14 protein-coding genes and 1 tRNA gene are annotated in these 13,705 nt (G+C 61.3%); 6 read left to right on the top strand and 9 right to left on the bottom strand.

Annotation, left to right across the window (positions count from 1 at the left end; genetic code table 11):
• Positions 1-81 precede the first annotated feature (81 nt).
• Positions 82-822 carry a hypothetical protein gene (locus tag HJO_RS16020; protein ID WP_156945800.1) on the bottom strand — a complete coding sequence of 247 codons (741 nt, stop codon included), beginning with the start codon at positions 820-822 and terminating at the stop codon, positions 82-84.
• 288 nt (positions 823-1,110) lie between these two features.
• On the opposite strand from HJO_RS16020, the gene HJO_RS16015 reads away from it, so the two are divergent.
• Positions 1,111-1,491, top strand: coding sequence for a hypothetical protein (locus HJO_RS16015; RefSeq protein ID WP_156945797.1), 381 nt, complete (start codon positions 1,111-1,113; stop codon positions 1,489-1,491).
• A gap of 111 nt (positions 1,492-1,602) precedes the next feature.
• On the opposite strand, the gene HJO_RS17950 is transcribed toward HJO_RS16015, so the two are convergent.
• The 8 genes from HJO_RS17950 to HJO_RS18735 all read right to left on the bottom strand — a co-directional run bounded on the left by HJO_RS17950 (position 1,603) and on the right by HJO_RS18735 (position 8,291).
• A complete protein-coding gene (locus HJO_RS17950) occupies positions 1,603-2,139 on the bottom strand; it encodes a Tgt2/MlaC family protein (protein WP_051618711.1) in 537 nt (178 codons plus the stop codon).
• A 367-nt stretch (positions 2,140-2,506) separates the two neighbouring features.
• Positions 2,507-3,115 (bottom strand): hypothetical protein, encoded by a 609-nt coding sequence (locus tag HJO_RS16005; RefSeq protein ID WP_156945794.1) that lies wholly within the window; start codon positions 3,113-3,115, stop codon positions 2,507-2,509.
• Between the two features lie 74 nt (positions 3,116-3,189).
• A tRNA-Leu gene (locus HJO_RS16000) sits at positions 3,190-3,274 on the bottom strand.
• Positions 3,275-3,611: 337 nt separating this feature from the next.
• Positions 3,612-4,823 carry an acetyl-CoA C-acetyltransferase gene (locus tag HJO_RS15995; RefSeq protein ID WP_035618970.1) on the bottom strand — a complete coding sequence of 404 codons (1,212 nt, stop codon included), beginning with the start codon at positions 4,821-4,823 and terminating at the stop codon, positions 3,612-3,614.
• Positions 4,824-4,849: 26 nt separating this feature from the next.
• Positions 4,850-5,623, bottom strand: coding sequence for an enoyl-CoA hydratase (locus HJO_RS15990; RefSeq protein WP_084142124.1), 774 nt, complete (start codon positions 5,621-5,623; stop codon positions 4,850-4,852).
• Between the two features lie 66 nt (positions 5,624-5,689).
• On the bottom strand, positions 5,690-6,190 hold the full coding sequence (locus HJO_RS15985; RefSeq protein WP_035618967.1) for a hypothetical protein: 501 nt from the start codon (positions 6,188-6,190) through the stop codon (positions 5,690-5,692).
• Positions 6,187-6,960, bottom strand: a complete 774-nt coding sequence (locus tag HJO_RS15980) for a competence/damage-inducible protein A (protein WP_035618965.1) — start codon at positions 6,958-6,960, stop codon at positions 6,187-6,189. The genes HJO_RS15985 and HJO_RS15980 overlap by 4 nt, the downstream gene beginning before the upstream one ends.
• Positions 6,957-8,291, bottom strand: a complete 1,335-nt coding sequence (locus HJO_RS18735) for a serine hydrolase domain-containing protein (protein WP_035618962.1) — start codon at positions 8,289-8,291, stop codon at positions 6,957-6,959. The genes HJO_RS15980 and HJO_RS18735 overlap by 4 nt, the downstream gene beginning before the upstream one ends.
• A 206-nt stretch (positions 8,292-8,497) precedes the next feature.
• Here HJO_RS18735 and HJO_RS15970 point away from each other — a divergent pair, with 206 nt between their 5' ends.
• The 5 genes from HJO_RS15970 (at position 8,498) to HJO_RS15950 (ending at position 13,698) form a co-directional block, all read left to right on the top strand.
• Positions 8,498-8,938: an OsmC family protein gene (locus tag HJO_RS15970; RefSeq protein ID WP_035618959.1), complete on the top strand. Its 441-nt coding sequence runs from the start codon at positions 8,498-8,500 to the stop codon at positions 8,936-8,938.
• A 75-nt stretch (positions 8,939-9,013) separates the two neighbouring features.
• On the top strand, positions 9,014-9,835 hold the full coding sequence (gene map, locus HJO_RS15965) for a type I methionyl aminopeptidase (protein ID WP_035618956.1): 822 nt from the start codon (positions 9,014-9,016) through the stop codon (positions 9,833-9,835).
• 3 nt (positions 9,836-9,838) lie between these two features.
• Entirely contained in the window at positions 9,839-10,540 is a 702-nt protein-coding gene (radC, locus tag HJO_RS15960; protein WP_035618952.1) for a RadC family protein, read from the top strand.
• Positions 10,541-10,648: 108 nt separating this feature from the next.
• Positions 10,649-12,136 (top strand): spinster family MFS transporter, encoded by a 1,488-nt coding sequence (locus tag HJO_RS15955; RefSeq protein ID WP_035618950.1) that lies wholly within the window; start codon positions 10,649-10,651, stop codon positions 12,134-12,136.
• A gap of 71 nt (positions 12,137-12,207) precedes the next feature.
• Positions 12,208-13,698, top strand: coding sequence for a spinster family MFS transporter (locus HJO_RS15950; RefSeq protein WP_035618946.1), 1,491 nt, complete (start codon positions 12,208-12,210; stop codon positions 13,696-13,698).
• Positions 13,699-13,705: the final 7 nt, after the last annotated feature.

The raw sequence follows: 13,705 nt of genomic DNA, 5'->3' as shown, positions 1-13,705 counted from the left end.
ACCCTATGTCCGCCCGGCCTGGCTGACGGTCTAGGAGATTGCGGTAAAATCATTCTGGAGTGAATTCCGGACGGTTAGGCTTCAGATCTCCAGGCCTTCCTTCGCAAGGAACTCGTAATCATCCTTGCAGGCATCGCGAACAATCCGCTCCTCCTCATCCGTAAGTGGATCTGTTGGGCGCAAATTGCTTTGAACCTGCCGCAGGTACAGACCAGCAGCTTCGGGAAGGGCCTTTGCAAAAAAGTCGGACACCGAATTTCCGTCTGTCATCAGGCTCTTGTTGTATGGGTGCAATTGTACGGACTGCGCACCCCATACTTTGCGCAATCGCTGGACACGCCGCGGATGATTGAGTGACGCTTTTTCTGGCATCAGGGGCATACGATCAGAGTCGTTGCCCACTGCCTGCAGCATCTGGGCGCGCGCACTCCTGTAATAGGTCACCGGATCCCGGATCCAGGCATGCACGGATATGTCATCGGATATTTTGGTGAGGTATTTGTACAGCTGAGTCTGGAAATATTCGGGCTGCATGTAAATGTATTCACTTGAGAGAACAAGAATGTCTCCCGATGCGCCGATAATCTGGGCGTGCATCTCTTTACCGATATTGCTCCATCGATCCGCCGATATTTTTCGGTAAATGCGAGGCCGTTTTCCATGTGGCTTGAACATGGCCAATAGCGCGCTGTGGCCGGCACGCTTTTCCGGCAGGGGATAGATTATACCAGACTGCGCCAAACGATCAGCATTGATTCGAAGCGTGGACTGGAGGGAGCTTGTCCCGGTTTTTCCATGTCCCACATGGAGTACGATTTTCATCGGCGGTTCCAAGCAAATTGTAGAAAATCGTCAGAACCTCGACGTCCCGAACGAGTCTTTCCCGGCAGCATTGCCCGGACATCCTTGTATAAATATGGATTTGCCTTTGCAAGCGATCCGCTGGGACGGATAGCAGGGCGGGACCTCGCATCATTTGCGGCCGTGAGGATACCCGCTCCCTGATTCCGCGACACGACCGTTGTGCCTGCCTCACGCACTCCCCGAGTGAGCGAGGGAGACACGCAGACTTATCCAACGCCTCCAGACCTGCGTGTATAATGGCCGCCGATGCCAGCCTTTTCCCTCCTCACCCCCATGCCGGGCCTGCCCTGGTACCTGCTGCCGATCTGGCCGCTGATCTTCTGGCGCATCCAGCGCCTTAAGGCATGGTTCAGGGCGGCCGGCCACCCCGGCACGCAAATGCTCTGGGGCGTGACGTGGAACGGGCGGGTCGTGCTCGTCCGGCTGTCTGACGACATGTCCGTGCAGCGTTCGGGCTGTTTCCGTGCACCCGTATCGGATCGGCTGCGGCTTGCCCTCACAGACATCCAATGCCCGCGCCCCCGGTTCACTCCGGGGCTGCGAAGGGATCAGCAATCGCATTGCGATTGCCCCGCAGCAGGCCCAGGCGCAGGGCTGGTCCGGATCGGCCCCATCCCCGACACCTGACCGAGGCCCGCCTCTGAAAACCCGTCCCTTGAATGCGAAGCGCCCCCACAGGCGTCAAACCCGCAGGGGCGCTCGAATTTTTGTCCCGAAAACCGCTTCAGGCGGGCCGGATCAGGAATTCAGCGCGGCGATGGCATCGTCGATCGTGGCGCGCGGCTTGTCGAGAATGGCGGCGATCTGGGCACGCTGTTCGATGGCCAGCCACAGGCCGAGCACTTCCACATCCACGACGCGCCAGGCGCCATCGCGCTGGATCACCCGCCAGCGCACGGTCTGGGGTTCCTCGCCCTTCTGGGTCACGCGCGTTTCAACAACCGAATCCCGGTCATTGCGGTCGATCGAGCCGATCACCTCCACGCTGGCGTTTCTCAGCTTGTTCTTCTGCTCCCTGAACGTACCGACCAGGAAGTCCTCGAAGGCCTCCGTGAAGCGGACCTTGTCCGCATCGCTGATCTGGCGCGAATATTTCCCCAGCGTAAACCGGGCAATGGCTTCGATATCGACGGATTCCGTGATCGCCTGGTCGCCGGCTTCTGCGCCCGAAATCTGGGTCGCAGCACTGGCGATGACCGCCTCGGCTTCAGGACTGGCCTGAGCTGACAGGGTAAACAGGACAAGTGCGGTGGATACAAATACGGCGCGTAACATCTTCTAGGTCCTTCGAGACGGATTTTCTTGTTCCGTCTTAGATATGCAGCCCCGCCCCCGTTTGTTCCCTCAGAGCGGATATAGGTGCCATGCGAGACTTGCATGAGGCGGGCCAGCAAGATTTCGGTAACCAGGGACCGATTTGTGTCGCTTCGCGCCAAAATGTGACTTTGGCGCAACACGTCTGTCTCAGGGTGGGATGGTGCGGGCGGCCGGGCTTGAACCGGCAAGGCCTTGCGGCCGAGGGATTTTAAGTTCTACGGATGCGAAACGCATCCTTGATTTTACTATATTTTTTTCCAATCCGTGCCGTCAAATTACACTCTCAGGCACAGAATTTGGCACAAGGCACAGCTGTGCCTCACTCTCACTCTTCATCGTCCACCTCTCGCTCCATCACTACTGCAGTAAGGTCCAGTCGCGCAGGTTTCCCATTCAGCGGCTCAACAATATTCTTAAGTACAATAACCTCATGTATCGCATCTGAAAAAGCGTATCCCCTGTCGCTCAGCAGCCTCTTGCGCAGCAAAGTCTTCAATCGCTTTTCCGCTGCTCCGATCTCAACGTCGGACGCGTCAAAAGACAACTCCCTAGTGTATGTGGGGAAGTCTTGAACGATACTTCCACCCAGTGCGGCGCCCATTGGAAGACGGTCATATCTGGTTTCAATGAGATTTGGCCCCTGCTCCAATCCATTTCTCATGTTGCGCACTTCAGTGACAAAATCACGAATGAACTTGTTGTCCGCATCCATCTGAGAAACGGTCGTTTCGATCCTGATCGAGGCATCGCGAAAGTCTCGCAGAGTCGCGGTCGTGTCGTCTAGCCGTTTGCTAAACTCACTCAGTGTTCGCGCGTTAGCTTCATTAGAGTCATCGATCCTGTCACCAAGCGCAGTGAAATTTGCCGTTACAAGACTTTGAAACAACGCAAAGCTCGCCACAGCCGAAATGATAGGTGGCACGATAAAGGCCAACCAAATCGCCTTGGGAACTGAGTTGATGAAGTTCCTAAAATCGTTCAGTGAACTGTTCCTTTAATTGCAGCCTGTGGTGCGCGCTGCGGGAGTTGAACCCGCACTCCGTGAGGAAAGCGATTTTAAGTCGCTCGTGTCTACCAGTTCCACCAAGCACGCGGAAGATTTCCTATCTCATGGCACAGCTTCACGGCACAGCAAAAAATCCGTTGGAGACCGTGAACTGTCCACGATCCATCTCAAGAAAAATCGCTTTGTAAATCAACTGGTTACTCCAGAAAAAGTTGAGAGCGCTCGACTGTCTGTAGCCATAAACAAGACCAAACCTGTGGCACAGAAAAACTCTACATCACTGTTTTTTAATAGCATTTTCTTAGGCACTGGAACTCGGATTTTAAGTCCCTTGCGTTTACCAATTTCGCCACGCCCGCACAGCCGTTGTGACTATGCGGGCCCGGCGAACTTGGCAAGCTGCGAGCGGATGGCGGGCGCTGCCCTAGCTGACCCGCTCGAATATCGCGGCCAGCCCCTGCCCGCCGCCAATACACATGGTTTCAAGGCCGTAGCGGGCCTCGCGCCGCTCCATTTCATAGAGCAGTGTCGTCAGGATCCGCACGCCCGTCGCGCCGACCGGGTGGCCGAGCGAAATCCCGGATCCATTGACGTTCAGCCGGTCCATGTCGGCGTCCGTGAAGCCGAGCGCCTTGGTGCAGGCAAGGACCTGCGAGGCGAACGCCTCGTTCAGCTCGATCAGGTCGAGGTCCTTCACTGTCAGCCCGGCCGTCTTCATGGCTTTTTCCGACGATGGCACCGGCCCGATGCCCATCACGTCCGGTCCGACGCCGGCCACCGACCAGGAAACCAGCCGCCCCAGCGGCTTCAGGCCATACTTGTCGGCCGCTTCGCGCGTGCAGACGATACAGGCTGCCGCACCGTCATTCTGGCCGGACGCGTTGCCGGCCGTGACCGTCGCTTCAGGATCGACCTTGCCGCGGATCGCGCGCAGGGAGGCCAGCTTCTCGAGTGTGGAATCCGGCCGGATGTGCTCGTCCTCGGACACGACCGTATCGCCCTTGCGGCCCTTGACCGTGTAGGCGGTGATTTCGCTGGCAAACTTGCCGGTCTTCTGGGCCGCAGCGGCCTTCTGGTGGGAATTCCATGCGAACTCGTCCTGCGCTTCGCGGCTGATCTGATAGTCGCGGCGAAGGTTCTCGGCCGTCTCGATCATGCCGCCCGGCACGGGATGATGCTTGCCGCCGGCGGTGTAGCGTCCGCGCGACAGGCCATCCTGCAGCATCAGGCCTTCGCCCTTGATGTCCCAGCGCATGTCGATCGAGAAGAAGGGAGCGTTCGACATGCTCTCCGCGCCGCCCGCGATGACCAGGTCGTTCGCGCCGGTCGCCACCTGCATCACGGCATTGATCACCGCCTGCAGGCCGGAGCCACAGCGCCGGTCGATCTGGTAGCCGCCCGTCGACGTGGTCAGCCCGGCATCCAGCGCCACCATGCGCCCAAAGGCTGGCGCTTCCATGGTCGGATAGCATTGCGCGAACAGGCAGTCCTCGACCGCTTCGGCCGGCAGTTTGGTGCGCGCCATCAATTCGCTGATGACATGGCTGGCCATCTCATGCGCGTGCACGGTCTTGAAGGCTCCGCCAAACCCCCCCACGGCCGTACGCAGGGGTTCACAGATAACAACGTCTCTCATACTCATTTCCTCAGGTTTTTTGTAAGTCAGTTCAGGCCGCGGCCGCGTTCGGTAACCTGCTTGCGGGCCGCTTCGACACTCTCGGCAGTGACGCTGGCGGCATGCGCGGCAGAGCGGCGGATTTCTTCCCGGAGCGCCTCGCCGAAGGGCATGGCAAATCCGTCATCGATCATCTTCTTGTAGCCGCGCAGCAGCACCGGATCACAGCCGGCCATCTCGTGCGCCAGCTTCCGCGCCGCAGGCACAAGCTCGTCGGCCGCATAGACGCGATTGACCAGGCCCCAGCGCTCGGCGGTGTCGGCGTCGAGGAAATTGCCGGTGAAGGAAAGCTCCTTGGCGCGGCTGATGCCGATCAGGCGGGAAAGTTTCTGCGACAGGCCCCAGCCCGGCATGATGCCGACCCGGGCATGCGTGTCGGCGAACTTCGCGTGTTCAGAGGCCAGCAGCACATCACACATCAGGGCCAGCTCGAACCCGCCGGTAATGGCGAACCCGTTGATCGCCCCGATGATCGGCCAGGGATAGGCGCCGAGCGCTTGTGCAATGTCGATGTCACTGCCATCGGCGCCAAGGGCAAAGCCGGTCTGGCCGGCTTCCTTGAGATCAACGCCCGCCGTGAACGCGCGCCCCGAGCCCGTCAGCACAACGGCGCGGATGTCGGGGTCGGCTTTCAGCTCCTCGAACACGCGGCAGATTTCCATGCGCAGCGCGCGGTTGAGGGCATTCAGCGCTTCCGGTCGGTTCAGCGTGACAATCGCAACCGCGCCGTCGCGCTCAACGTGAATGATGGGGTCCGACATGAAGATGTCTCCTGTTGTGTCTGCTCTGGAATGGGGTCTAGCCCGCGCAGTCTGCTGTGGCGAGGTTTACGCGGCGCGAGGTTTCAGGAGGTGACGCACCAGCGCCATCAGCGCCAGGACAATCCCGATAACAATGCCGATATCGACCAGCCCGAACTTGACCGGCGTCAGGAAGGTCTTGGCTGCGAGCAGCGAGTCAAAGCCCTTCACGGCCAGCACCTGGGTGATGTTCTCGGCAAAGTCGAACCCGACACCGAGGAGCATTGGCAGCGTCGCGAGCAGCCGGCGGCTGCCGCCGAAGCGCGCCGCAAGGCCGCCGAAAAAGCCGCCATAGGCCAGCGGGAAGAGCGTATCGAGCACCAGCGTCGTCCAGAACTGGACATTGCGCTGGTCCGGCGTCATTTCCGACAGGCGCTGCATCGCGGCCGGACCGCTCATCTCGAGGTCAAGGAATGTCCCGTCCATGAAGCCGCGTGCCCAGACGAAACCGGCCGCAACCACAATCATCAGGATGAACGAGCCGATCAGGACCGGTGTCCGCGAAATAAAGTCCAACAGCCTGTTCATGCCGCCCCCTCCACGATGCGTTCGGGTTTGACCCCTGTTGCCGAAATGATGTCTTCCAGGCGCCGGGTCACGCTTTCGATCAGGTCAGGGTGTATCGTGCTGGCGACGAGATGGACACCATTGTCTCCGACCGACCGGAACCAGGGATAGGAGCCGAACGCAACGTCCGGCATTTCCTGGGCCAGCGCGCCGAGCGGTTCGGCGATATCGCCCTCGCGCAAGCCGATACCGCGAATGGTGACCTTGTGCACGACCGCCCCGGTGCGAAGACGGGGCCCGATATCCTCCAGCATGGCGCGGGCAACCTGCGGCACGCCGGCCAGGGTGAAGACATTCTCCATCTGGAAGCCCGGGGCACCGGACACGGGATTGGCCACCAGTGTCGCGCCATGCGGAATGCGGGCCATGCGGCGGCGCGCCGGGCTGAACTCGGTCTTCATCTCGGCGTACCGTTCCGACAGCATGGCGATGACATCGGGATGCTCGCCTATCCCGACACCGAAGGCAGCCGCGATCGCGTCGGCGGTAATATCATCATGCGTCGGACCGATGCCGCCGGTCGTGAAGACATAGGTGTAGGCTGCCCTCAGCGCGTTCACCGCCTCGACAATGCGCGCCTGGACGTCAGGCACCGTCCGCGCCTCATGCACCTGGATACCAAGCGGCCCGAGATACGTCGCAATCTGCTGGAGATTGACATCGCGGGTGCGCCCGGAAAGGAGCTCGTCCCCGATCAGAAGGACAGCGGCGGTCGGTGAGGGTTCCGTCACTTGTCGAGCGCCTTGTACACGAGGTCGCCGGACGTCCGCCGGAAGGCGTGATCCATGCTTCCGGCCGGAAACAGCTGAACCATGCCGATGAAGAAGAGGTCGTTGACCGGGTCGATCCAGAACCATGTGCCGGCCGCGCCGCCCCAGTAATAGGCTCCCGCCGGGGTCAGGGTGCCCGTCGCAGACGGATCCACCAGCACACCGAAATCAAGGCCGAAGCCGTGTCCAGCCCTGTCCGGGTTGACGCTCGTACCGTCCGAGAACAGGTGGAAACTGTCCGGCAGGACATTGGTGCGCATCAGCTTGACCGTCTCGGGACGGAGAATGCGCACGCCGTTCAACTCGCCACCATTGACCAGCATCTGGCAGAAGCGGGCATAGTCGGGGAGCGTCGAGACAAGGCCGTGCCCACCTGCCTCCATGCCGAACGCGCCTTCGCGATAGGCAACACGCGGTCCTTCCATCGGAACCTGCTCCCCGGTCTCGGGATCGATCGTGAAGAGGTCTGCAAACCGGTCTCGCTTTTCATCCGGCACGAAGAACGCAGTGTCCGTCATGCCCAGCGGCGCCAGGACCTCATCCTTCAGGTATTGCCCGAACGGCTTGCCTGATATTTTCTGGATGATGTAGCCCTGGATATCCACGGCGGTGCTGTAGGACCAGTTGCTGCCCGGCTGGAACAGCAGCGGGATGCCGGAGACCCTGGAAATATACGTCTCCAGGTCGGGTGAGGCCAGGACGCCCTGTTCGCGAAACGCGGTATTGACCGGATCGTCTCCGCCGAGGCCGTAGCCAAAGCCGGCCGTGTGGCTCATCAGCTCCCGCATCGTCGGCACATGGTCCATCTCGGCGAGAATCGGCTGGCCGTCAGCGTCGGTTCCGCTCAGCACCTTGAGACCGGCAAACTCCGGCACGAATTTCGTGATCGGGTCATCCAGGCTGAACGCGCCGTCTTCGTACAGGGTCATCAGTGCAACGCCGGTCAGCGGCTTGGACATCGAGTAGATACGGAAGATCGTGTCTTCGGTGATCGGTGCCTGGTCTGCCTCGCGCCGGATGCCGTGGTCAAAATAGTGAACCACCTTGCCGTCCTTGACGAGCAGGGTTGAAATGCCCTTGACCGCGCCGTCATCGACCGCGGCCGCCATGGCTGCATCCAGTGGCGCCAGCCCCTGCTCCGAGAACCCGGTCCCGGACGCGGACGCGGATTCCGCCAGCGCGTCGAACGTGACCGGCGCTGGCGCCACGGGCGGCGCGGACGCGCATGCGGTGGCCGCAGTAAAAAGAAGGGCGATGGCGATTTGCCTGAGGCGGGGGCTGCGAATTTCCATGAAGCATCTGTTCCCCGATTGACCTTGCCCCAAGATACCGGGCCGCGCGTCCAAAGCAACAAGAACCGGGCCCATCTACGTGATAACGTCGGGTCGCGGCCGCCATCGAAAAATCGCCGGCTTGCGACGTTTTCCCCTGCTGGAACCATGCAGCCGGCCACCCATATCTCTGGAACCCCTTCCCACCCCAGCCCGAGGAGTTCCCCATGAAACGTCAAGCTACGGCCGTCTGGAGCGGCGCGCTCACCGATGGCACCGGCGACATCACGACCCAGAGTGGCGCGCTGTCGTCCCAGCCCTATTCGTTCAAGACGCGCTTCCAGGATGAAAGCGGCAAGTCCGGCACCAATCCCGAGGAATTGCTCGCCGCAGCCCATGCCGGCTGCTTTGCCATGCAGCTGTCGCACATGCTGGCCGAGGCCGGCACACCCGCGGCGCGCCTGGAGGCCAAGGCGGTCGTAACCGTGGAACCCAAGGACGGCGGCGGGTTCCAGATCACGCAGAGCGCCCTGACCCTGGTTGGCAAGGTGCCGGGCGCCAGCGAGGCCGACTTTCTCGCCACCGCACGGAAGGCCAAGGAATCCTGCCCGGTTTCCGTCGCCCTGGGCGCCATCGAATTGACACTGACGGCCAGCCTGGACGCCTGATTATCACAGGCGCCGGGGTAGAATTTTCCCCCAATCACTGCCACATTGCGGGCCAGACACCTGAAAGCCAGACCAATGACCGACACTTCTCTCCTGCTGCCCATGCGAACCGGCGAAATCCGCATCCATGATGCGGAGGGGTTTGCCGGTATGCGTCGGGCGGGGCGGCTGGTCGCCGAATGCCTCGACATGCTGGTGCCGGAAGTCAAACCCGGCGTCACCACGCAACACCTCGACGACCTCATCCGTGATTTCGTGTTCGACCATGGCGCGCAGTCGGCAACCATCGGTTATCGCGGTTTTCGCCACGCTTCGTGCATCTCGGTGAACCATGTCATCTGCCACGGTATTCCGGGGCCCAAGCCCCTGAAGGAAGGTGACATCGCCAATATCGACGTGACGGTCATCGTCGACGGCTGGCATGGCGACCATTCGCGGATGTTCGGCGTCGGCGACGTGAAGCGCAAGGCGGAACGCCTGATGGATGTCACCTATGAAGCCATGATGGCCGGCATCAGCACCGTGAAACCGGGCGCTCATTTCGGTGACATTGGCGGGGCCATCTCGGAAATTGCCCGGATGAACCGGATGTCCGTGGTCGAGGACTTTTGCGGCCACGGCCTCGGGCGCCTGTTCCATGACGAACCCAATGTCGTCCACTCGGCCGAAACCGGTACAGGCCCGGAATTGAAACCCGGCATGTTCTTCACCGTCGAACCGATGCTGAACCTCGGTCGCAAGGATGCGGCCATCCTGCCCGACGGCTGGACCGCCGTGACCCGCGACCGGCAGTTGTCGGCCCAGTTCGAGCATTCTGTCGGGGTGACGGAAACCGGCTTTGAGATCTTCACCCTGTCGCCCAAAGGCTGGCATACGCCTCACACGGTCAAACCGTAGACAATGTCGGGGGGCGCGCGCGAACCCCAGGTTGAACCACACTGGCAGGGCCATCGCGACCGCCTGCGCGGCAAGCTGCTGACACGCGGCGCCGGGGCGCTCGAAGACTATGAACTTCTCGAAGTGATGCTGATGGCCTTCATCCCGCGCCGGGACGTCAAGCCCATTGCCAAGGCCCTGATGGCCCGTTTCGGCAGCCTGTCGGGCATGTTGGCCGCTCCGCCGGCCGACCTGGTCAAGGTGGACGGCATTGGCGAAACCGTTGCGGCCTACCTGAAAGCGGTGGCAGACCTGCAATCACGCGCCTCGCGCGAAGAAATCCGGAAACGTCCGGCGATTTCCTCATGGTCGGCGCTGATCGCCTATGTTCGCACCGAATTGCAGCATGAGGGCCGCGAACAGTTCCGCGTCCTCTTCCTGGACCGCAAGAACCAGCTGATCGCTGACGAGGTGATGGGCCACGGCACGGTCGACCATGCCCCGGTCTATCCCCGCGAAATCGCCCGGCGCGCCCTCGAACTGCAGGCCTCCAGCCTGATCCTGGTGCACAATCACCCCTCCGGCGACACGACGCCGTCCCGCGCCGATATCGACATGACCCGCGAGATCATCGACGTGCTGGACCCGTTCGACATCACGGTGCACGATCACCTGATCGCCGGAACGGGCGGCGTAACCAGCTTCCGGACTGCTGGCCTGATCTGACGTTTCCCTCACGATAAGGCTTGCAGATGACCCACGGGGGGTTACCGTGCGCAGGAGTTAAACGCGCCGTCAGATGCGCGATCAGCAATACAGGGAGGCTGACACCGCATGACCGACACGACGGCGGAGAACACTGGCTCGAACGGGCATATTACCGGTTTTGGGACCAAGAGTTACCGCACGTACGTGCTGCTCGTGCTGATGACCGTCTACACGCTCAATTTCATCGACCGCAACCTGATGGGCGTCCTGGCCCAGCCGATCAAGGAATCGTTCGAGTTGAGCGATGGCCAGTTCGGGATCCTCGCAGGGTGGCCGTTTGCCCTTTTCTACGCCGTGATGGGATTGCCGATCGCGATGATGGCCGACCGTTCAAACCGGGTCAGGATCATCGCAGCATGCATCATTCTCTGGTCGATCATGACCGCGCTTTGCGGGTTCGCTATCGGCTTCTGGACGCTCCTGATATTTCGCGTCGGTGTCGCGGTTGGCGAGGCAGGGTGCACGCCGCCGGCCAATTCGATCATCGGTGACTATTTTGCCGCGCGCAGCCGTGCAACGGCGCTGGGCATCTACTCGATGGGTGTCACGATTGGTGGCGTCCTGGCGAACCTGTTTGCCGGCCCGATCTCCGACATGCACGGTTCGACGTTCGGTAACTGGCTCGGGTCCATCGGCCTGGGCGGCCTGTTCCGGGGGGTCGATTGGGCGAGTATTGAAGGCTGGCGGATCGCGTTTGCCGTCATCGGCATTCCAGGCGTGCTGATTGCCGCGCTGGTATTGTTCACCGTCAAGGAACCCCCGCGCGGCTATTCCGATCCGCCACAAGCGACGGCGCTGGAGAAAGCAAACCTGCGCGACACGTTTCGCGAACTCTACAGCAAGCCCAGTTTCTGGTGGATGACCATCGGCGCCGCCCTTGTCGCTTTTGTCGGCTACGGCCTGTTCACCTTCCAGATTCCGTTCCTCGTCCGCGAGCACGGGCTGACGAACGGCCAGGCCGCCGTAAGTTACGGTGCACCGCTTGCGGCGCTCGCCGCGGTCGGGACATTCCTCGGCGGATTCATCACCGAAAAACTCACCGCGTGGTCCAAGACGGCCGTTGCCTGGGTTCCGGCGATCGGCCTTCTGATTGCCGTCCCGGCCTATATCGCGGCGTTCTATTCGTCGGACCTGAAAATGGTCTTCATCTTCTGGTCAATCGCGGCAATCACGCACTACGCGTATCTCGGCGCCCAATACAATATCGGGCAAGGCGTTGTCTCGAGCCGGTCCCGGGCGACTGCCATCGCGATCCTGCTGATCATCGTTTCCATCATCGGCAACGGCATCGGTCCGCAATTCGTCGGAATGGTGAGCGACTTCCTGATGACCAAGCAATTGGCAGGCTCGAGCATGCCTGACCTGACGCAGGCAATGTGCCTCGACAGGGAACTCGAAAAGTCAGTCGAACAACTGGGCGTTTGTGCCAAAGCCACATCTGAAGGGCTCAAGCAGTCCGTGGCGATCACGGTCTGCTGGTTCATTGTTGCGGCTGGGTGTTTCCTGATGTCGGCGCGGACGCTGAAGGAAGATTTTGTCGCCGACCTCGGATAACGCGAAGTCCTGGCACACACCGGATAGATCTGATCTGACCGAATTACATTGACCGATACCGGAGACCTGAAATGACGACGTCAAATGCCGCCACTTCAACGCCCATCGCGGTTGCGCCCAATTCCGGATTCGGCACAAAGGGCTATCGCTCTTTCGTGCTGGGCGCGCTGCTGATCGTCTACATCTTCAATTTCATCGACCGGACGATCATCAATATCCTGACCGAGCCGATCAAGGCATCCTTCGCGCTTGAAGACTGGCAAATGGGCCTGCTCGGCGGCCCGGCCTTCGCCGTGCTGTACACATTCCTCGGCATCCCGATCGCGCGGTTTTCCGAACGCCACAACCGGGTCTGGATCATTGCCGGTGCCGTCTTCCTGTGGAGCCTGATGACGGCCCTGTGCGGATTTGCGACGTCGTTCCTCGTCCTGTTCCTGTTCCGGGTCGGTGTCAGCATCGGCGAAGCCGGCTGCACGCCGCCGGCCAATTCCCTGATTGCCGACTATTACGACCCGCGCAGCCGATCGACCGCAGTGTCGATCTACGCGCTGGGCGTCCCGCTCGGCGGCATGTTCGCAGCAATCTTTGGCGGCTTCATTGCCGGCAATATCACAGGGGACAATGCCGAGGCCCTGTTCCGGGCCTGGGGCTGGACCTTCGCCGTCAATGCCGTTGACTGGAGCGAGATCGAAGGGTGGCGGATCGCCTTTGTCATGGTGGGCCTGCCCGGCCTGCTGGTTTCCCTGGTCGTCAAGCTGGCGGTCAAGGAGCCGCCACGCGGGCATTCAGACCCCGTGGCCCTGCAAGGCATGGCGACAACAGGGTTCGTCGACGCGTTCAAGGTGCTGCTCAGCAAGCCGACCTATTGGCACATCACGATCGGCGCGACGATCGCGTCGTTTGTCGGGTATGGCGTTGGCCAGTTCACCACGTCCTTCCTGATCCGGACACACGGCCTCACCATCCAGCAGGCGGCCCTCCTGTTCGGCATCATTCTCGGGCTGATGGCCGCCATCGGCGTGTTCACGTCCGGGTTCCTTGCCGACAAGGTTGCCAAACGCCACCCGACGGCCCTTTCGTGGATCCCCGCGCTCGGCATGGTAGTGTCAGTCCCGTTCTACCTGTTCGGGTACTCGGTCGACAGCCTGTGGCTGGCGATGCCGGCGCTGATGGTCGCGGCGATGATCCACTACTACTACCTTGGCCCGATGTATGCGGTGGCAGGCGGCGTTGTGGACAGCCGGATGCGGGCAACCGCCGTGGCCATCACGCTGTTCGTGGTCAACCTGCTCGGATATGGCCTTGGGCCTCCGGTGATCGGCATCCTGTCGTCTGTCCTGAAGACGCTGATATTGTCCGGCGCTGATCTCGGCCTGACCCTTGACGCGTGCAAGGCCGTGGCGGACCTGGGCGCTGACGAACTGGCCGCCTGCACGAACGCCAACGCCAAGGGCCTGCAATGGTCGATCCTGATCTTCAGCTGCGGCTATGCCTGGGCAGCCCTGCATTACCTGCTGGCAGGCAAGACGATGCTGCGTGACATGCTCGCCAAGGGCAGCTAATCGGGCG

The sequence above is a fragment of the Hyphomonas johnsonii MHS-2 genome (assembly GCF_000685275.1).
Lineage (GTDB): Bacteria > Pseudomonadota > Alphaproteobacteria > Caulobacterales > Hyphomonadaceae > Hyphomonas > Hyphomonas johnsonii.
Note: the sequence above shows the minus strand (reverse complement) of the source record. Positions and strands in the feature narration are given on the sequence as shown.